20 protein-coding genes are annotated in these 19,860 nt (G+C 40.4%); 1 reads left to right on the forward strand and 19 read right to left on the reverse strand.

Going from position 1 to position 19,860, the window contains the following annotated elements:
• Positions 1-3: 3 nt before the first annotated feature.
• The 5 genes from AC4QJR_RS16450 to AC4QJR_RS16470 all read right to left on the reverse strand — a co-directional run bounded on the left by AC4QJR_RS16450 (position 4) and on the right by AC4QJR_RS16470 (position 6,302).
• Entirely contained in the window at positions 4-1,380 is a 1,377-nt protein-coding gene (locus AC4QJR_RS16450; protein WP_098571828.1) for an amino acid permease, read from the reverse strand.
• A 368-nt stretch (positions 1,381-1,748) separates the two neighbouring features.
• Positions 1,749-3,035, reverse strand: a complete 1,287-nt coding sequence (locus AC4QJR_RS16455; RefSeq protein WP_496523551.1) for a dihydrolipoamide acetyltransferase family protein — start codon at positions 3,033-3,035, stop codon at positions 1,749-1,751.
• Between the two features lie 12 nt (positions 3,036-3,047).
• Positions 3,048-4,070: an alpha-ketoacid dehydrogenase subunit beta gene (locus tag AC4QJR_RS16460; RefSeq protein WP_098571826.1), complete on the reverse strand. Its 1,023-nt coding sequence runs from the start codon at positions 4,068-4,070 to the stop codon at positions 3,048-3,050.
• Positions 4,070-5,137: a pyruvate dehydrogenase (acetyl-transferring) E1 component subunit alpha gene (pdhA, locus tag AC4QJR_RS16465; protein WP_496523552.1), complete on the reverse strand. Its 1,068-nt coding sequence runs from the start codon at positions 5,135-5,137 to the stop codon at positions 4,070-4,072. The genes AC4QJR_RS16460 and pdhA overlap by 1 nt, the downstream gene beginning before the upstream one ends.
• 25 nt (positions 5,138-5,162) lie before the next feature.
• Positions 5,163-6,302, reverse strand: coding sequence for a Leu/Phe/Val dehydrogenase (locus tag AC4QJR_RS16470; RefSeq protein WP_496523553.1), 1,140 nt, complete (start codon positions 6,300-6,302; stop codon positions 5,163-5,165).
• A 374-nt stretch (positions 6,303-6,676) separates the two neighbouring features.
• On the opposite strand from AC4QJR_RS16470, the gene AC4QJR_RS16475 reads away from it, so the two are divergent.
• Positions 6,677-7,135, forward strand: coding sequence for an Lrp/AsnC family transcriptional regulator (locus AC4QJR_RS16475; RefSeq protein ID WP_098571823.1), 459 nt, complete (start codon positions 6,677-6,679; stop codon positions 7,133-7,135).
• A 164-nt stretch (positions 7,136-7,299) separates the two neighbouring features.
• Here AC4QJR_RS16475 and AC4QJR_RS16480 read toward each other — a convergent pair whose 3' ends face one another.
• The 14 genes from AC4QJR_RS16480 to paaB all read right to left on the reverse strand — a co-directional run bounded on the left by AC4QJR_RS16480 (position 7,300) and on the right by paaB (position 19,838).
• Positions 7,300-8,850 (reverse strand): solute symporter family protein, encoded by a 1,551-nt coding sequence (locus AC4QJR_RS16480; RefSeq protein WP_496523554.1) that lies wholly within the window; start codon positions 8,848-8,850, stop codon positions 7,300-7,302.
• Positions 8,850-9,200 (reverse strand): DUF485 domain-containing protein, encoded by a 351-nt coding sequence (locus AC4QJR_RS16485; RefSeq protein WP_496523555.1) that lies wholly within the window; start codon positions 9,198-9,200, stop codon positions 8,850-8,852. The genes AC4QJR_RS16480 and AC4QJR_RS16485 overlap by 1 nt, the downstream gene beginning before the upstream one ends.
• 441 nt (positions 9,201-9,641) lie before the next feature.
• Positions 9,642-10,595, reverse strand: a complete 954-nt coding sequence (locus AC4QJR_RS16490; RefSeq protein WP_496523556.1) for an NAD(P)H-dependent flavin oxidoreductase — start codon at positions 10,593-10,595, stop codon at positions 9,642-9,644.
• Between the two features lie 134 nt (positions 10,596-10,729).
• Positions 10,730-11,629 carry a phenylacetic acid degradation operon negative regulatory protein PaaX gene (gene paaX / locus AC4QJR_RS16495; protein ID WP_375375551.1) on the reverse strand — a complete coding sequence of 300 codons (900 nt, stop codon included), beginning with the start codon at positions 11,627-11,629 and terminating at the stop codon, positions 10,730-10,732.
• 98 nt (positions 11,630-11,727) lie between these two features.
• Entirely contained in the window at positions 11,728-12,504 is a 777-nt protein-coding gene (locus tag AC4QJR_RS16500; protein ID WP_496523557.1) for an enoyl-CoA hydratase-related protein, read from the reverse strand.
• 67 nt (positions 12,505-12,571) lie between these two features.
• Positions 12,572-13,777, reverse strand: a complete 1,206-nt coding sequence (locus tag AC4QJR_RS16505) for a 3-oxoadipyl-CoA thiolase (RefSeq protein ID WP_496523558.1) — start codon at positions 13,775-13,777, stop codon at positions 12,572-12,574.
• Positions 13,774-14,649 carry a 3-hydroxyacyl-CoA dehydrogenase gene (locus AC4QJR_RS16510; protein ID WP_375375548.1) on the reverse strand — a complete coding sequence of 292 codons (876 nt, stop codon included), beginning with the start codon at positions 14,647-14,649 and terminating at the stop codon, positions 13,774-13,776. The genes AC4QJR_RS16505 and AC4QJR_RS16510 overlap by 4 nt, the downstream gene beginning before the upstream one ends.
• 84 nt (positions 14,650-14,733) lie before the next feature.
• Complete coding sequence (locus tag AC4QJR_RS16515) at positions 14,734-16,251, reverse strand: aldehyde dehydrogenase family protein (protein ID WP_496523559.1); 1,518 nt, start codon at positions 16,249-16,251, stop codon at positions 14,734-14,736.
• Positions 16,252-16,267: 16 nt separating this feature from the next.
• On the reverse strand, positions 16,268-17,041 hold the full coding sequence (locus AC4QJR_RS16520) for an enoyl-CoA hydratase-related protein (protein WP_496523560.1): 774 nt from the start codon (positions 17,039-17,041) through the stop codon (positions 16,268-16,270).
• Positions 17,042-17,056: 15 nt separating this feature from the next.
• The gene (locus AC4QJR_RS16525) at positions 17,057-17,833 is read right to left on the reverse strand and encodes an enoyl-CoA hydratase/isomerase family protein (RefSeq protein WP_098571813.1); all 777 of its coding nucleotides are present in this window, start codon (positions 17,831-17,833) and stop codon (positions 17,057-17,059) included.
• Positions 17,830-18,135 (reverse strand): EthD family reductase, encoded by a 306-nt coding sequence (locus tag AC4QJR_RS16530; protein ID WP_098571812.1) that lies wholly within the window; start codon positions 18,133-18,135, stop codon positions 17,830-17,832. The genes AC4QJR_RS16525 and AC4QJR_RS16530 overlap by 4 nt, the downstream gene beginning before the upstream one ends.
• A 15-nt stretch (positions 18,136-18,150) precedes the next feature.
• Positions 18,151-18,651 (reverse strand): 1,2-phenylacetyl-CoA epoxidase subunit PaaD, encoded by a 501-nt coding sequence (paaD, locus tag AC4QJR_RS16535; protein WP_098571811.1) that lies wholly within the window; start codon positions 18,649-18,651, stop codon positions 18,151-18,153.
• Positions 18,652-18,675: 24 nt separating this feature from the next.
• Entirely contained in the window at positions 18,676-19,488 is an 813-nt protein-coding gene (paaC, locus tag AC4QJR_RS16540; RefSeq protein ID WP_098571810.1) for a 1,2-phenylacetyl-CoA epoxidase subunit PaaC, read from the reverse strand.
• Positions 19,485-19,838, reverse strand: a complete 354-nt coding sequence (paaB, locus tag AC4QJR_RS16545) for a 1,2-phenylacetyl-CoA epoxidase subunit PaaB (protein ID WP_496523561.1) — start codon at positions 19,836-19,838, stop codon at positions 19,485-19,487. Before paaB ends, paaC begins: the two co-directional genes overlap by 4 nt.
• Positions 19,839-19,860 lie beyond the last annotated feature (22 nt).

Genomic DNA, 19,860 nt, shown 5'->3' on the forward strand with positions numbered 1-19,860 from the left:
TGACTATACTACTTTATTCTGTTTTACTATCATGGTATCTTTTTCATCCACATTTTTAAACTTAAAGATGGAAATCAAAAATAGCACCGTTAAAACAACGAGACAAGTAATAATACTCACTCGATTCTGTACATCTAACAAAAATAAAACTGTTATGATGCTTAACGTAACGACTGTAATCGCAGTTACATATGGGAATCCCCACAATTTAAAGCTTGGTTCTTTAGGGTAGGAATTGCGAAGTTTTAAATGTGCTAGACAAATACCAATCCAGACCAACGATACAACAAAACCCGGAACCGCCATTAATAAAGTAAATACCTTTTCCTGCGCAACAAAGGCAATCATGGAGCCGCCGACTAATATAATTGCTGTTAATATTAAACTGTATAATGGAACACCCTTTTTTGATACAAAAGAGAAAGACTTTGGAGCTTCCCCTTCAACCGCTAGGGAATGAAGCATCCGTGTACAACCGTATATACCGGAGTTGGCTGCAGATAAGACAGCTGTAATTAAAATAAAGTTCATAAGGTGAGCTGCTCCCTTCAGGCCGGCCATGGATAACACCTGAACAAAGGGACTCGCTTGACTGATGCCAATTTCATTCCAAGGAATTAAACCACAAATGACCAGAATCGGCAGCGTGTAAAACAAAATAATTCTCCAAACAAAACTTTTAATCACCTTAGGTAAAATCCGTTCTGCATCTTTTACTTCTGTTACTGTTAATCCTATTAATTCAGAACCTCCATAAGAAAACATTACAATTAACAGAGCAGTAAAGATTGACATCCACCCATTCGGGAAAAAACCGCCTTGCTCTGTAAAATTGTGAAGATAGTTGGATTGATTGCTCGGGATGACTCCAAATAGAATACCTGCTCCTAATATGATAAATACGATAATCATGGTGATTTTAATGCCTGCAAACCAAAATTCAAATTCCCCATAATTTTTAACATTCATCATGTTAATTCCAATAACTAAAGCGGCACAGCCTAAACTTAATTCCCAAAGAGGAATGGATGGAAACCAGTATTGCAAGAAGCTGCCTGCCACGACAATCTCGATCACACATACAGCCAGCCACATGAAACAATACATCCAGCCTATAACAAAGGAAGCACGCTTACCAAATGCTTTCTGAACAAAGCCTTTCATATTTGTGTTTGGATAGACGATAGCCATTTCTGCTATAGCTCCCATAACAACAAGAAGCAATAGTCCTGCAAACATATATGTAAAGATTACACCTGGTCCTGCTATTGATACGGTTTCTGCACTACCTTTAAAAATCCCTGTCCCTATTGCTCCTCCCATGGCCATCATACTTATATGCCGCGGCAACAACTTCTTTTGCAATGATGCATCTTTCATTAATTAGTCCTCCTAAACTCTATTATCAGAACGACAAGATCAACATGAACTATCAACGGGTTTCCTGGATGGTAACGAACTTGTCCAACCGGATTAAACCTTTAATGCAAACGCTTACACGTTTTACCGTTGTTCTTTTTTGAAAATTTCTTTCTAGCACACAAGCCTCTGGTGAGGTCCGATTTATTTTCGGAAGATCTGTTTCTACAACTTAGCTGCTTTTTGAGATAGGAAGACTTCAACCAATCTATTGGATAATACTTTACCAAAATAATGTGGAGTAGTCTTCCTAATTTGGTGTTCTATTGTCCCTGAGCTTTGTGGGACTTACTAGTTATATTCTTGGAGTTTAGTGGATTTATTGGTTACTATGCAAGTTCTATTGGCCACAACTTAGGGTTTTCAATTAATTGTTTAAAGCGGTTCGTAAAGGCTACTGCTGTTGCACCGTCTGCAACGCGGTGGTCAAACGCCATCGACATGGTCATGATTGAGCGAATCGCAATCTCATCGTTTTCCATAACAACAGGCATTTTTTTCGTCTTATGGAAGGCAATTAACCCTGTTTCCGGATGATTTATAATCGGAGTAGCGCCGATACTTCCTAATGGACCGACATTACTGATGGTAAATGTTCCTCCTTTTAATTCAGCCGACGTCAGCTTATCCTCTTGCGCTTTTTTCGTTAACTCTTTCAACTTGTCATGAATTTGACGAACAGATAATCGGTCAGCATGATGAATGATAGGTACAATTAAACCGTTTTCCGTATCCGTGGCAATTCCAATGTTATATTCCTTCTCTAAACGGATTACTTCGTTTTCTTCATCAAGCTTGGCATTGAATACAGGGAATTGTTTTAATGCCACTGCGATCGCTTTGATAAAGAAAGCAACAGCCGAAACATTAATATTCATTTCTTTTAAATCATTTCGATAGGCGAGCAGCTCAGTAAGATCTGCTTCTTCAAAATGTGTCACATGAGGAATCGTATAAAGTGACTGGGTCATTTTCTTTGCAATTTGCTTCCGACGGCCTCTAAACGGAATTACTTCTGCATTAGTTTCATTTATGTTCGGAACTTCCTGCTTTTGAATCTCTTGTTTAGGTTCTGCTTTTGCTTTAGTCGCTTCAGCGGAAGGCGCTTTCATTTCCTTAGAAGATTGGATTTCATCACGTTTTTTAACAAAGTTATATATATCTTCCACAGTGATGCGCCCAAATGTACCAGTACCTGTAATTTGGTTAATATCTACACGAAACTCTCGTGCAATTTTTCTTGTGTAAGGCGCCGCGATGATGAATTTTTTTTCTCCTTTATGCTCAGTCACTGCTATTTGCTGCGGTTGTGATTGTATCGCCTCTTCCTTATTAGAAGCTGCTTCTGCATGTTTCTCTTCCATCTCAACCGCTTTTGCTCCTTCTGTTTCCAGTACAAGAAGAGTAGTACCAACGGAGACCGTATTACCATAGTCCACAACAATTTCCTTTACTTTCCCTGAAGCTGGGGAAGGAAGCTCAGCTACCATTTTATCTGTTTGTACCTCTACAAGTGGCTGGTCCACCTTGACCGAATCCCCCACTTTGACAAAATAGTGGATAATTTCTCCCTCTGTCATCCCTTCACCAATATCATGAAGTTTTACTTCAACCAATGTTTTCCCCTCCTAAAAATGCATAACTTTTTCGATTGCGTTAAATACCCGCTTTGGTGTAGGTAAATAATGTTCTTCGAGCGCAAATAATGGTACTGGTACATCAAAACCTGTCACGCGCTCAATCGGAGATTTCATATGCAAAAATGATGTATCATTTATAATGGAAACAATATCATTACCCACTCCGCCAGTAGCATGGGCTTCATGAACAATCACCGCACGGCCGGTTTTTTGAACAGATTCTGCAATAATATCCTTATCAAGTGGATAAAGGGTCCTTAAATCAATGACATCACAGGTAATGCCATATTTTTCGGCCTGTTCCGCTGCTTTCATGGCTACTGGTACCATCGCACCCCATGCAAAAACAGAAACGTCATTTCCTTCTTTGAGCCTTTTCCCTTTTCCAATTTCAACTATATACTTTCCTTCTGGAACCTCTTCACGGTTAGAACGGTAGATTCTCATGGACTCTAAAAATAAAACGGGATCCGGATCTTCGATAGCTGCAATGATCAGACCCTTTGCATCGTATGCAGATGAAGGGCAAACCACTTTTATTCCGGGCATATGTGTAAACAACGCTTCCACACTGTCTGAATGAACCTCCGGGGCACGGATGCCGGCACCGTATGGAGCTCGGATGACCATTGGAACGGTATAGCTTCCCATCGTACGCATACGAATTCGTGATACATGTGTCATGATCTGCTCATACGCCGGATAAATAAAGCCAAAAAACTGCATCTCCGCTACGGGTTTGAATCCATTGACAGCCATTCCGATAGAGGTTCCGATAATCCCTGCTTCGCTCAGCGGCGTATCAATAACGCGTTCTTCCCCAAATTCTTTTTGCAACCCCTCGGTAGCACGGAATACACCACCGTTTTTACCGATATCTTCACCAAGCAAAATGACTTGCTCATCCTCTTTTAACATCGTGCGCAACCCATCTGTTACGGCTTGAACGAGTGTAAGTTCGTTAGTTTTTACAGTTTGGATATCTGCCGGTCTGTCTACATTTAAAATCATCAAGCTTCCCTCCCGATCAATTGAAAATATTCTTCTTTTTGTTTTGCAATTGTCCAAGTCGGCTTTTCAAATACATTATCGAATAAGTCATTGATATTTGGTTTTGGATAGCTTTCCATATCTTTTACCGCCAGTTCTACTTCGGTTGCGATTTCTTCTTTGATCTTCATTACCCAATCTTCATCCCAGAAGCTATTTGCTTTCATATAGCGTTCTACACGAAGAAGAGGATCTCGATTTTCTCGAATTATGTCACTCTCGGACTGATCACGATATTTCGTTGGGTCATCTGCCGTTGTATGAGCACCATATCTCCATGTCATAGCTTCAATTAAAGTTGGGCCTTCACCTTGACGGGCACGGTCAAGTCCTTCCATCGTTTGGAAATACACAGCAAAAATATCGTTTCCATCGACACGGACACCCGGCATATCATAAGCGAGTGCTTTTTGGGCAATCGTTTTTGAATTCATTTGTTTTTTAATCGGCACTGAAATCGCAAAGCCGTTATTTTGATTAAAGAAGATAACTGGAGCTTTAAACACACTGGCAAAATTCAATCCTTCATGGAAATCACCTTCTGAAGTGGCACCGTCTCCAAAATAGGCAATCGCTGCATTTTTCGTTCCTTTTCTTTTTTCCGCCATAGCAGCCCCTGCTGCATGCGGGATTTGTGTTGCAATAGGAACGGCAGGTGGGAAAATCTTTTTCCCTTCTTCAGGCACGCATCCCTCCACACGTCCATTCCAATATAAATATGTACGGGCCATGCCGGCTCCAAACGTTAACGTGGCACCATGGTCACGATAAGTAGGGAATACCCAGTCATCTTTTTCAAGCGCAAGTGCACTTCCAACTTGAGAAGCTTCCTGACCCTCAAACGGAGCATACGTTCCAAGTCTACCTTGACGTTGCAAACTTATGGCTTTTCGATCAAAGGTACGAATGCGAACCATATTATAGTAGAATTTTTTAACAAGATCTTCAGTTATTTTATCTTTGTAATCCTCATTTATTACTTGGCCGTATTCATCAACAATTTGAAATATTGGAAATTCCGTTAACATGTCATCACCTCATAAACAGAAATTATTATTTACGAATATCCCATTTAGGACGTTTGGTATGAGTGAAAAAGCTATTATGCTTTTTTCGGTCTTCTATTCGTTTTTCACATAGTCGGTTTGCGGCTTGAATGGTCGTGATATCATCCAACCCTGCCTGTCTGTAGACTTCCAATAACGATGTGTAAATGGATTTTGTTTTCGATAATACACGCTCTTTATTGTAGCCATATTGTTCATCTGCTACTTGAATTAGACCTCCAGCATTTACAATGTAATCTGGAGCATATAAAATTCCTTTTTGTTTCAGTACTTCTCCGTGTTTCTCAGTAAGAAGCTGATTGTTTGCCGAACCAGCTACTGCTTTTACTTTTAACAGTTCGATCGTTTCATCGTTAATAATTCCACCAAAAGCACAAGGAACAAATACATCTGCTTCTGCAGAATACACATCATTTCCACTTACTACACGAGCAATGCTTCCTAATTGTTTTGCACGGTCTTGAATGGCTTTTATGGCTTCTTCATTAATATCACTTACGTATAAATCAGCGCCGGATTCAAGCAATTGTTCGGCAACTTTGAACCCTACTTTTCCAAGACCTTGGATAGTGTAGGTCTTTCCGGAAAGATCATCTGAACCAAAAACGACTTTATTCGTTGCTTTGATACCGTAAATGACTCCAAGCGCAGTCGGAATGGATGAATCACCGCCGCCTCCGTATGCTTCAGGAATTCCTACGATGCAATTTGTCTCTTTTGAGGCATGGATAAAGTCATCCATTGAAGTACCCATATCTGTTCCTGTGTAAAAACGTCCGTTTAAAGAATCAACAAACTGGCCGAAAGCTCTAAACATAGCCGGTGTTTTATCCGTTGCAGGATCACCGAAGATTACCGCTTTACCTCCACCGAAATCGACATCGGCAGCAGCGCATTTATATGTCATCCCTTTAGATAAACGCAGTACATCTTCCAAGGCCTCATCCATTGTACGATACGGGCGCATACGGCAGCCCCCCAATGCAGGTCCGAGTGTTGTATTATGGATGGCGATAATCGCTTTCAATCCTGTTGTCGGGTCATTGCAAAAAACAATTTGCTCGTGCTCATGCATTTTTTCAATAACTGATTCAGTTTTTTGTACAGAATGTTCTAACACGTTCATTTAAATTACCTCCATTAGCACTGTGATTATAGTAGAAAATCATTTTAAAAAAAGAGAAAAAACAACGTCTTTTCCTTTGTTAATGATGAAGAACTTTCATTTTCGACGACCTGCTTGACTCTTTCTTCTCGAATGACCATCTCTGGCTGCCTGCTTTTCGCTTTGGTAGCGATTACATTTAATTAAATAGTTGCTTGGCAGTAGATCGTTTATCTTTTTATTTGTTTAAAAATTAGAAAGATTACGCTTCCATTTAATAATAAGCTATAATATAATTGAAAAACATACCAAAATGTACAAGTTTTGGTGATAATCATTATATTTTGCATAAGTTTTTCAATATTTAACTTCATTTTTAAAAGGGGAATACTTCTATGGACCAATTAGATATTCGTCTGCTTGAACTTCTTCAAATGGACGGACGGATTACTTTAAGTGAATTATCGAAGAAATTATCCCTTAGTCGTCCAAGCATTACTGAGCGTTTAAAAAGGCTACAAGATAGGGAAATTATTGAAGGATTCAGTGCCCGGGTATCTCTCGAAGCCATTGGACGTGATGTAATCGTTTATATTCAGGTAAGTGAACTCAAGTTATTATCTTATACAGAATTTGAGAAGCGGATTATCGATGACCCTGACATCATTGAATGTCATCGATTAACTGGCTCAGTTAGCTATTTACTTAAGGCTGCCGTTACAGGGATGGATCATCTAAGCAGGCTGATTGACCGGCTGGCTCCTTACGGAAATGTAAATACATCAATCGTTTTATCATCACCCGTCTCATTTCGCTGCATCACTCCACATGATGTTAATGAAGAAAAAAAGTAAACCAGGTGCAATGGATAGAAAAAAGGAAAAACTACTCCACTAAATGTCCAGTTTCATTTCATCTTGGAATCGTTCTTTAACCAACAACCAAAAATGAAGGTGCTACCGATTAAGGTAACACCTTCCTTTACTTTATTTTAAACTTAAAGTCTAGTACCTATATATCAATGGTCTTTCGCAGCACTAATCCCATACCCCGTGTTTGATTTATATATAACCTCTGCAAAGCTTTCTGCATTCGATTTTTCCCTAGACAGAACTGTTCCAAAATATGCTCCAAGGAAACCTAGCGGCACCGTGTAAATAGTTGGATTTAGCATCGGGAAAATAGGATCCCCGGTAAAAATGGCAGCTCCCGGCGTTGGACTCCATACATTCGGGCTCAATAACACAAGGACAACGGAGCTGATTAATCCAATTAGCATTCCTGTAATAGCCCCTGTTGAATTGAAGCGCTTCCAGTAAATTGTACATAAAATTACAGGAAGATTTGCACTAGCAGCAATACCAAGGGCCAATACAGACAAGAAAGCGACATTTAATTTTTGGGCAGACAATGCAAGTAAAATAGAAACAATAGCCACTCCGATAGAAGCCATACGTGCTACAAATACTTGCTGCTTCTCTGTTACTTTTCCGCCTTTAATGATTTCTCCATAAATATCATGAGCAAACGCAGATGCGGATGTGAGCACAAGTCCGGAAACGACCGCAAGAATGGTAGCAAAAGCAACGGCAGAAACAAAAGCAAATAAAAAATCTCCGCCCATCGTTTGCGCCAACAAAGGTGCTGCCATGTTTCCAGCAGGATTCGCAGCAACAATATTTTCAAAGCCTACAAATGCAGCTGCACCAAAGCCTAAAAAGATGGTCATAATAAAAAACGCGCCAATGAACCATGTGGAATAAACGACTGATTTACGTGCCGTCGCTGCATCTTTTACGGTAAAGAAACGGACAAGAAGATGCGGTAAACCTGCTGCACCTAAGACTAGTGCCATATTAAAGGAAATCATATCCAACCCATCTTTGTATTTGTTTCCTGGATTCAAGAACGCTTCTCCCAATGGCGTTGAGGACTTTACATGCTGAAACATATTCATAACACTGAAGTCAAATTTAGCAAACACAATAAACGTGATAACAAATGATCCGATGAGCAATAAAATAGCTTTTGTAATTTGCACCCAGCTGGTAGCGGTCATTCCGCCAAAAATAACGTAAATCGTCATCAGGACACCGACAAGCAAAACGGATGTCGCATAATCGATTCCAAGCAGTAACTTAATAAGTCCGCCTGCCCCAACAAGCTGAGCAATCATATAAAAGATCGAGATAACCAGCGTGTTAACTGCAGCTACCCCTCGAACTTTTTTGGAATTGAAGCGTGCCGTAATCATGTCGGCCATTGTGTACTTTCCTAGATTTCGAAGTGGCTCAGCAACCAGATAGAGCAAAAATAAAAAGGCAACTAGATTTCCAATACTCATGTAAAATCCATCAAACCCCACTAAAGCGATAGCTCCTGTAATCCCCAAGAACGAAGCGGCAGACATAAAATCCCCGGCTACCGCCAGACCGTTTTGCCATGCCGTCAATCCACCTCCGGCTGTGTAAAAATCGCTGGCATTTTTTGTTCTTTTAGATGAAAGATAGGTGATGACCAATGTTAAAGCGATGATTCCCAGGAATAAGGATAATGCCAATAGACTCATTAATACAATTCCTCCTTATGTTTCGCTATGATAGCTGCTGCCGAATTATCAAATTTTTCAGATTTTTTAATGTAGACAAAACCACATACCCATACGAGTACAAATTGCAGTAATGCATAAACCCATGCCCATGTGATATGACCAATTGCCTGATAATTTAATATTTTCGTATAAGCGGCTAAAATAGGTAAGGCAAAATAGAATAAACAGAAAAAGACGGCCATTGGCAAAATAAATGATTTCTTTTTCTTTACCAGCGTTTGAAAATCACTCGTTTGGATCAGTGATGTGTAAGAAGCCTTTTGCCCTATCTGCGTGTGTAGTTTCTGTTCTTGAAATTGCACTCCCATACATGTTCCCCCTTTTATAACAAATGTAAATAATCAACCATAAACATTCGTTATGTATTTAAATTCCCCAAATCAAAATCTTCTACCAAAACCCTTAAATTAAATAGTAAATAGCAATTTTTCTATCTATCACACTCCTGAAGATTAAAAAACGCAACGTTTATTTAACAACAAACAAATTATAAACGACGGTTTAATATCTGTTATACTTTACTTGATTAAAATACCATAGGATTGAACATTTGTAAATAAAATTCAGACATTTCTGAACAGAATTAGTTTTTCTCTAGTTTTATATTAAATAACCTTTCATCTGCGAGATTCTTGCTGCCCGTTATTTCAATATCAGATAGGAGGAATTGAGCTATTGTGGCAAGACTTGCACGCCAATAAGCCCAAAGGAAACTTCCTTTGGGCGCTTTAAAGGTATATTTTTTTATTTTAACGAATTATGTCCATAGCTACTCTATTAATTTGCCTGCTGGCTTCTTCCATCATGCCGTCCAACAGCTCTTTCACGCTAGGGATGCCAGAAATCAATCCTGCTACCTGTCCGCTATTAATAAATCCATTTTCTAAGTCTCCTGCTATCGCTCCCGTTACATGCTGTTTTTCGGACGTCATCTCATTATATTGTTCTAAAGTCATCCCTTGTTCTTCTATATTACACAATTTGTGTGCATATGGGGTTTTTAACATTCTTCTTACACGCCCCACAGAACGCCCTACAATGACTGTGTCGGTGTCACTTGCGTGAACCAAATTTTGTTTATACGTGTTATGAAAAGGAGCCTCTTTTGTAGCAATCAGCCGTGTACCGATTTGGACACCGCTGGCACCTAGCATCAACGCCGCCGCTAGGCCTTTTCCATCTCCTATTCCCCCAGCAGCAAGTACGGGAATGCCCACAGATTGAGCAATTTGCGGAATAAGTGTGAAGGTTGTCAGTTCAAGATTGGAGTTAATTCCAGCTGCTTCAAATCCTTCCGCTACTAAGATATCCGCTCCGGCCGCTTCTGCTTTTTGCGCATGCTTTACAGAAGCGACAACAGCAATGACTTTTACTCCATGATCATGAAGAACCGGAATAACAGGAGCAGGATTCCCAGCAGATAATGATACAACTGGAATCTGATGTTTTATAACCAACTTTACTAGTTCCTTTATATAAGGTGTAACAGTAATCGCAATATTTAAAGCGAATGGCTTATTTGTTCTCTTCTTCGTTTCTAGAATAATGTGTTCTACTTCGTCTGGCGCCATGGTACCGCTTCCAATTGTACCTAATCCTCCCGCTTCTGAAACAGCCGCCGTGAGAGGCGCATTGCTGATGTTTCCCATGCCCCCTTGAATGATAGGGTATTTAATATGCAATTGTTCCGTTATATATTTCACTTTTACCACTCCCCTTATAAATAATGTTATAATAGAATCAACTTAAACACAATCATATTCATACATAAAGGGCCATAATATGCATTTTTTCAAAAAAGAATGCACCAAAAAAATTCCTAGAGGAACGCTTCCCTCTAGGAGTTTTTTATTTGATCGCTTATTAAATGATGGTCAGAAGCATCATATGATTGATCTTTACGCCTTAAATCATTATCTTCCTGGAAAACCTCTTCAAAGAAGCGGTTAGCCGGCTCAGCTAATAATTTATAATATTGACTAAACAACAACGCCGCATGGTTACCGCTCCAGCGCGCAGGTAAAAGCTCCTTCGGCAAACCGGGATCAGTGAATAAAAATTTCCGATACTCGTGAACAAGATTCGTTCTCTCAACAAAACATTCCGCATCGGTCATCTCGCCTCTTTGCATGATACTTTGATGCACAATGTATTTCCTGCTGTAATCCGAGATAAATTGCTCATACTTTTCTTCAATCTCAGATAAAGGCCAGCTTCTCTCTACAAGCGATTGGCTTTCCTTCGGCCCCTTATATTCTGATAAAAAGAAATCAACGTATGGCCTAATATCATATTTGTCGATTAAGAGCTCAACTTCCTTATCTAACGCGTTCGGAGATATCCAGCAGCCGTTGGCAAAACTTCCAAAGCCACTCCAAAGTAATTCTTTTCTGAGTTCATCACGAATTTGTCTTTTTTCTTCCGGAATGGTATACATAAGGATTCTCCACTTTCCATCCCATTCATGAGGATTCTGCTTGAAAATTCTTCCCGCGGCTTCTTCCATGCGGTTATCACCTCGAGAAGTTAGAAAATAATAACTTTTATTCCCTTTTTTCTCTGACTGAATCCACCCTAGTTTCAACATACGCGAAACAGCGACCCGAACAGCCTGTTCATTATGTCCAAATTCTTTTAATAAGCGTATTAAACTTCCAATCCAAATCTTATTTCCATAATGGCGTAAGTAATCGCCATAAATCGTAAAAATCATGGACTGCGTATTAGCAGTACTCATTTATCTCCCTCTTTCTGTTTGCACCGCCTGGATCTGTTTGATTTTAAAGAAGTGGAGACTAGAGATCTATTATTGTCCAATGCTGATTAACGCGACTTTTATTTTCCAGTGAAATTAGCCGTTCTCCGCTCACTAAACGCTTGTAAAGCCTCTAATCGATCTTCGGTTGGAATTGTTATTTCATAGGCTTTCGACTCAATTGCCAATCCAGTTTGCAAATCTGCATTCATCCCTTGATTGATTGCATATTTCGCCTGCTTTAAAGCAATTGGACCATTTTTCAGCATTTCTGCTGCAAACTCTTCACAGGACTTCATTAGTTCATCCCGCTTTACAACTCTCGTCAGTATTCCCCATCCATAAGCATCTGAAGCAGAGATTTTTCGCGCGGTAAAAATCAGCTCTTTCGCTTTTGCCTCGCCAATTAACCTCGGTAAACGCTGCGTACCTCCAGCTCCGGGAATGATCGCCCAGCTCGTCTCTGTAAGTCCCAGTTTCGCTTCCTCTACTGCAAATGAAAAATCACAGGCCAACATTAATTCAAACCCGCCGCCAAACGCATACCCATTTACCGCCGCAATCGTTGGCTGTGGAAGAGATGCTATGCTGTTGAATACATCCCGAATTGCTTTTACGTTTCTTCTTACTTGAACATCGGTTAAAGTTTTACGCTCTTTTAAATCAGCACCTGCACTAAAGGCCTTCTCACCTGCTCCAGTGAAAATAACTACTCTCACTTCAGGATCTAGCTCAATAGAATCTACCACTTCTTGTAACTGCTTTAATGTCTCATAATCAAAACAATTTAATACGTCAGGACGATTTATTGTTACATACCCTATACTATCTTCTATTTTATACAAAACATTAGACATTTTCTACACCTCTTTTTATTTGTAAAAAAACCCTTACTTGGCATGTCGTCAAATAAGGGCCCTCCCGTTATTCTGTTACATTCTCTACGATTGCCGCTATTCCTTGCCCAACACCAACACACATCGTCGCAAGGCCGTATTTTTCATCACGTTTCTTCATTTCGTATATAAGGGTTGTTAAGATACGGGCTCCGCTTGCCCCAAGCGGATGGCCAAACGCAATCGCCCCTCCGTTTACATTCACTTTATTTGTATCCAGTTCCAATTGACGGATGCATTCCAAAGATTGAGAAGCAAATGCCTCATTCAATTCAATTAAACCGAGATCCTCTACCGTTAGATTAGAACGCTGCAGCGCTTTTCTTGTAGCAAAAATCGGTCCTAATCCCATGATAGCCGGCTCTAATCCTGCCGTCGCTCCTACTACATACTTCACTAAAGGCTTTAATCCTAATTCCTTCGCCTTATCGGCACTCATGATTAATAACGCTGATGCTCCGTCATTGACACCTGAAGCATTACCCGCCGTAACCGTGCCTCCTTCAAACAGAGGCTTTAATTTTCCGAGTTTATCTAATGTTGTATCCGGACGAGGATGCTCATCCGTATCGACGACAATTTCATTTCCTTTTCGATCTTTAAATACGACAGGGACAATCTCTTCTGCAAAACGATTTTCTTCCATCGCTTTTTTCGCTCGCTGCTGACTCTCAATAGCGAACTGATCCTGATCACTCCGCGAAACATTAAAGCGCTGAGCTACATTTTCAGCTGTTTTCGGCATTGTGTCTACGCCGTACATTTCTTCTAACTTTTTGTTTGTGAAGCGCCAGCCAATCGTCGTGTCCTGAAGCTCCATACCACCGCGAGGGAATTCTTTATCAGGCTTTGCCATAACGAAAGGCGCACGTGTCATACTTTCCGTTCCGCCGGCAATGTAAATGTCCCCTTCTCCAATCGCAATCGCTCTCGCTGCATACATGACAGCATCTAATCCAGAACCGCACAAACGGTTCACTGTTGTACCCGCAACGCTAACAGGGAGACCTGCCAGTAAAGCCGACATTCTTGCTACGTTACGATTATCTTCCCCTGCCTGGTTTGCGTTTCCAAAGATTACTTCTTCAATTTCATCAGCTGGAAGAGCTGGATTGCGTTCTACAAGCGCCTTGATGACAACCGCACCTAAGTCATCTGGACGTACACTTTTTAATGCTCCGTTATATCTGCCAATTGGTGTTCGAACAGCATCTACGATTACAACTTCTCTCATTTTTTAACCGCCTCTTTTTCTTTGGTAGTATAATCATATACTCCCTTGCCTGATTTTCGACCTAAACGTCCTGCCTTCACATATTGCTCTAATAACGGAGCCGGACGATATTTTTCACCAAGCTTCTCATGCAAATACTTTAAATTATTTAATCGGGCATCTAACCCTACCAAGTCTACAAGTTCAAAAGGACCCATTGGGTAGTTTAATCCCAGTTTAATGGCTTTATCAATCTCCTCAGGTGTACCCAGCCCTTCTTGAAGCATGTAAAAAGCTTCATTACCGACCAAGGCGCTAATGCGGCTTGTGACAAATCCAGGGAACTCATTAATTACAACTGTCTCTTTTCCCATCTTTTCCGCCACTTCTTTAATCACTTGTGCTGTTTCATCACTTGTTTCCAAGCCGCGAATAATTTCTACAAGCGGCATTTTATGAACCGGATTAAAGAAGTGCATCGCTATTGTTTTTTCCGTACGGTTTCCGTATGAAGCAATTTCCGTAGGACTCATTGTTGAAGTGTTCGTCGCAAAGAAACAATGAGCTGGTGCATATTTTTCAATGGTTTCAAATACCGCTTTTTTGATTTCAGCTTTCTCAGGAACCGCCTCAATCACTAAATCCGCTTCACTGGCCGCTTCTTGTAAATTAGTAGCATAGTAAAGATTTTTCTTGGACAATTCTACCGTTTCAGCAGATATTTTCCCGCGGGATAATCCTTTTTCAAAAATGCTGTTCAATTCTTTTTTGGCATTTTCTAATGCCGCTTCATTCACATCCACTAATGTAACCGAGTATCCGCCGACTGCTCCTACATAGGCAATTCCTCTTCCCATTACACCCGAACCTACTACTACAATGTTATTAATCATCGTTGTCCTCCTTATTCAACACACTATTATGCAAATGAGTACGAATAAAACTCATTAGGAGCTTTATCCGTACTCATCATAGAATTACACACCAAATGGATTTAACGGACGGCTGCCATAGTACGAAATAATGCTTTTTGTTTCCGTATATAGATCAAGCGTCTCAATGCATAGCTCACGGCCAAAACCGGATTGTTTATAACCGCCAAATGGTGTTCCAGGCATGGCTGAGAACGGACAGTTCACCATTACGATACCAGCTTGAATTTGATTTGCTACACGAGTAGCACGTGCTCCGTCTTTCGACCAAACAGCTGAACCTAGCCCAAATTCCGTATCATTAGCTAATTTGATGGCTTCTTTTTCATCTTTAAATTTCATGATCACGACAACTGGTCCAAAAATTTCTTCCTTAACTACTTTCATGTCGTGATTAACATTGGCAATAACAGTTGGCTCGTACCAGAATCCATTTTCAAAGCCTTCGACTTTCGCCCCTTTACCGCCGGCCAAAATCTCTGCCCCTTCTTCAATGGCAGATTTCACATAACCATCTACTACATCCCATTGGCCTTGATCAATAATCGCACCAACATGTGTTTCTTTGTCAAATGGATTTCCTAATTTCAATTTCTTTGTCTTTTCAACAAATTTACTTACAAATTCGTCATAAATGTCTTCGTGTACGTATAAACGTGAGCGGGCTTCACAAGACTGACCTGTATTGTAGAAAATACCGTATAAAGAACCGTCTACCGCTGCATCGATATCAGCATCTTCAAACACGATATTAGGAGATTTACCGCCTAACTCTAATGTAACACGCTTTAACGTTTGTGACGCTCTTGCCATGATATCTTTACCGATTGGTGTAGAACCAGTGAAGGCTACTTTATCCACTTGTGGATGCTCTACTAAGTAGTTTCCAACTTCTGCACCTGAACCAGGAACGATATTCACGACTCCTTCAGGTACTCCTGCCTCAAAACAAATTTCTCCAAGAATAATAGCTGTAAGCGGTGTTAAACTAGCCGGCTTTACAACAACTGAACATCCGACAGCGATGGCAGGAGCAATCTTCCATGCAGCCATCATTAATGGGTAATTCCAAGGAATGATCTGCGCGCAAACACCCACAGGTTCTTTTTCAGTATAGTTGTGGAATTGTCCTGGCAGAGGGTTCACCGTACCGCCATGTCCTACGATGGCACCTGCATAAAATTCGAAGTCTTCAATTGCCTGCATCACTTGACCTTGTGCGGCATGCAAAGATTTGCCAGTATCTAAAATCTCTAACTCTACTAATTCATTAAATCTTGAACGCATGATCGAAGCGATTTTATTTAACACACGAGAACGTTTATTAACTGGTGATTTTTTCCATTTGCCAAAATCAAAGGCATTGCGAGCGGCTTGAATGGCTTTTTCTGTATCTTCTTTTGTCGCTTTTGCTACTTCCGCAATGACTTCGCCAGTAGCAGGATTATATGTTTTAAACGTAGCGCCGTTGCTGCTTTCTACCTTTTCGCCATTGATGATTAAATGGTAGAATTCATGTTTCATAGTAGGTTTTTCTGTTTTGATTTCTTGAACTGTGGTCATATTATCCCCACTCCTTTTATTTTCCTGTAAAAACAGGTTTGCGTTTTTCTAAAAATGCGTTAACACCTTCACGAGAATCTTGTGTTAATCCTGCAATACGTTGACCTTCCGCTTCTTTCTCTAAAAAAGAGTCAAAAGAAAGGTTGTTAGCCAAGGTTAAATAACGTTTGATTAAGCCGATTGCTTTCGTTGGCATTTGTGCAAGTTTCACAGCAAACTCCTCGACTTCTTGTTCCCAAGTATCCATCGGAATCACTTTTGTCACTAGCCCGAGGTCAAAAGCCTTCTCAGCACTAACCTTTTCTCCCAAGATAGACAGCTCTGCCGCTTTCGCGCTTCCGATTAATTTAGAAAGGAAATAAATATTACCTGAATCTGGAATTAATCCGACATGGATGAAGGCATTAAGGAAGCTTGCCTTTTCTGAAGCTATTCTAAAATCGCAAGCAAGTGCTAAACTAAATCCAGCCCCTGCTGCTACACCGTTTACGGCAGCAATAATTGGCTTCTCACATTTCACAATTCGTTTCACCATCGGGCCGTAATGATCTCTGAGAACTTGGCCATGATCCATTTCTTCATTAACTTCTGCTAAGTCTTGTCCGGAGCAAAACGCACGCCCTTCACCAGTTATGACAATACATCGCACGGTTTCATCTAAGGATGCTTCTCTTACCGCCTCTTTTATTTCGCGATTCATTTGAGCGATAAAAGCATTCAGCTTATCCGGTCTATTCAATCGCAGCCAAGCTACGCCATCTTGCACATTGTAGCGAATCGTTTCAAACATATCTCTTCCGCCTCCTTATCTTCCATTGAAGTGCGGTTTTCTTCTTTCTATGAAAGCCTGCATTCCTTCTTTTTGATCTTGTGAAGAGAACAATAAGTAAAAATTCTTTCGTTCATACTGCATCCCTTCGTATAAGGAATGGTCCACCGCTTTATTTACCGAATCTTTAATAAGTCGCAATGATAAAGGAGGTTGTTTTGCTAGCTTATTGGCAAACTTCATTGCTTCTTCCATCAATAGTTCTTCAGCCACAATCCGATTAACGATTCCGTGCTCCTGCGCTTGTTCTACCGAAATTCTATCCCCGGTCAAAAGCCATTCCAGTGCTTTTGTTCTTCCAACAAGCTTCGTTAAACGTTGGGTGCCTCCAGCTCCTGGCATTACACCAATATTGACTTCTGGAAATGAAAATTCAGTACCGCTTGCTGCAATTAACAGGTCGCAGCAAAGCGCTAGCTCAAAACCCCCACCCAACACAAATCCTTTCACCGCGCCAATTATCGGTTTTTTGATAAGACCTAAACGATCCCAATCTGCAAACTGATTTAACAGCTCTAAACGAATTGAATCATCATTTGCCATTTCATCAATATCAGCACCGGCTGAAAAAGCACGTCCTTTTCCGGTAATTAATATCGTGACCACTTCATCCTGCTGATCAAATGATTCCATCGCTTCGACAATTTCTCTTACCATTCTGCGGTTTAATGCATTGTATTGCTTAGGGCGGTTTAGTTCAATTAACCCTACCCCGTCTATAATGGAAGTTTCGATAAATTGGAAACTAATCATTTCACTTCTTCACCTATCATTAATGTTACAAGTTCTCCAGCAAAGCCCATTAAATCTTTCCCAGAAGCCTTGCCCTCTACAGAACGCATGCCTTGCTTAAGGGCTTCATAATCGTCGTAGTACATTTCACACATTAAGTAATACTCTCCTTCTCCCCCCATAGGAGAGCCGGTGATTTTGGTTACTTCCATTTTACGAAGGCCGGGAATCTTCTCTGTAATAGGACCGTGAACATTAAAGTAATGCTCGTCAAATGCTTCTTTGTTTTCAGGATGTTTATATAATGCAATCATTTTCACCATGGTTGTATCCTCGCTTTACATTAAATTTGAAATCGGCTTCATTGCCTCAAATGGGTTTTTGCAGCTTTTGCAATACAAAATGCTTCTACATGCTGTTGGGCCAAAGATATTTTCCAATGTTACATAAGTAGATCCACAGTACGGACAGTCTACGTGCCAGGAGCCGTCTTCCTCCATCCGTTTTGGAGGAGGGGCTATTCCGAACGCCTTTAGCCCCTGTTGTCCTTTTTCCGTGATACGGTCTGATGTCCATGGCGGGGATTGAACAAACTCCACCGAAACTTCTTCAACAGCCGGAAGCCCTTTCACCGCAGAAACAATATTGTTTTTAATAAACTCTAAAGCCGGACAGCCTAAAAAGGTCGGCAATATTTTAATCGATATAGCACTGTTTTGGATAGAAACTTCTTCCACCATTCCTAAATCAATTATACTTACTGTATCAATCTCAGGATCTTTTACATTTTCCAATATGCTTAACACGTCTTCCTGTGTTATCTGCAAGGGTGCTATCATTATTTACACCTCTTTTCTGAGTGATTACCAAGGCGCAACAGGATCGAGTTTGTATACTTCACCGAGTGTTGATAACGCGTCATCTAATTCTTTTGTGTGTTCTCCGTTGCGTCCATTTTGGCTTTGAGGATTTACTTTTCTAGGAATTTCTAAATCTAGCGATTCAAATATATTAGCAAGGGCAACAGTCCATTTTTCTTTTAAAACGCTTTCTTCTTCAATCAAGCCAAACTGTTTCATTTGTTCAGCATGACTTCCTAATGAAAATACATCATCAAAGTCACTCATTACTTTGTCCATTGCTTGGATCATTCGCTCTTTCGCATCTTCTGTTGTACTTAAAAGCTGAACAAACCAAGTTTTCCAATGAAGCAAGTGATAGTAAAGTTCCATATTTACTTTCACCGCTACTTCTGCCAGCGGACCGTATGTGCTTTGTTTTAGCGAGTCTATTTTCACTTTCTTCGCTAGTGTGTAGAAACAGTTTCTTACTACCGCGTAAGCCCAATCATATTGTGCATCTTCCATATAATTACCCGGGCCGTTTAAGCGTTCTACTAAAATACTATTCTTTCTTTCATGCGCAGGACGAGCATGCGCTAGATCGTCTGCTTTCCCTAATCCTAATTCTTCCAACAAAGTATAGAACATTGCCGCATGCCCCATGCTGTCCTGGCTGATGGAGGAAGATGCCACATCCTCTTCAATATGCGGAGCTAATCCAAGCCATTCAGAACCACGGTAAGCAAAAAAGAAATCATCATCTGCCAGCTGAAATAATAATTCAACCAAAGCCTCTTTATATTCTGGGCTTAATGTTTTTGCTGCTTCACTCATTTGTCTTTTCCCCCTGCCCACGACAAAATCTCTTTTTCATCAAACATCTTCTGTTCGTAATGACGCCATTTTTTCTTTAAATATCCGTATCCTTTAGTTGTACGGTAGTCTTTATTATCTAAACGTTTTAACATTTGCTTTTCTTCTGGAGCTAACGCTCGAATGTCTGATCTGTTAACCACCCAAATGTCAGCAACCGGTTCACGGCGCATAAAATTTTCTTGAGCCATTATCAAAGCCATTTCTGCGTTTGGAGCGAGCAAGCTGAATTGATGCTGGAACGCAGAGCTAGGTGTACGTTTACTAAAGACTTCATATTCTTGATAAAATGTTTTCTTGTTATTTTCCATTTTTCCATCTACCCCCTTCTGC

It is taken from the genome of Neobacillus sp. BP17 (assembly GCF_059579525.1).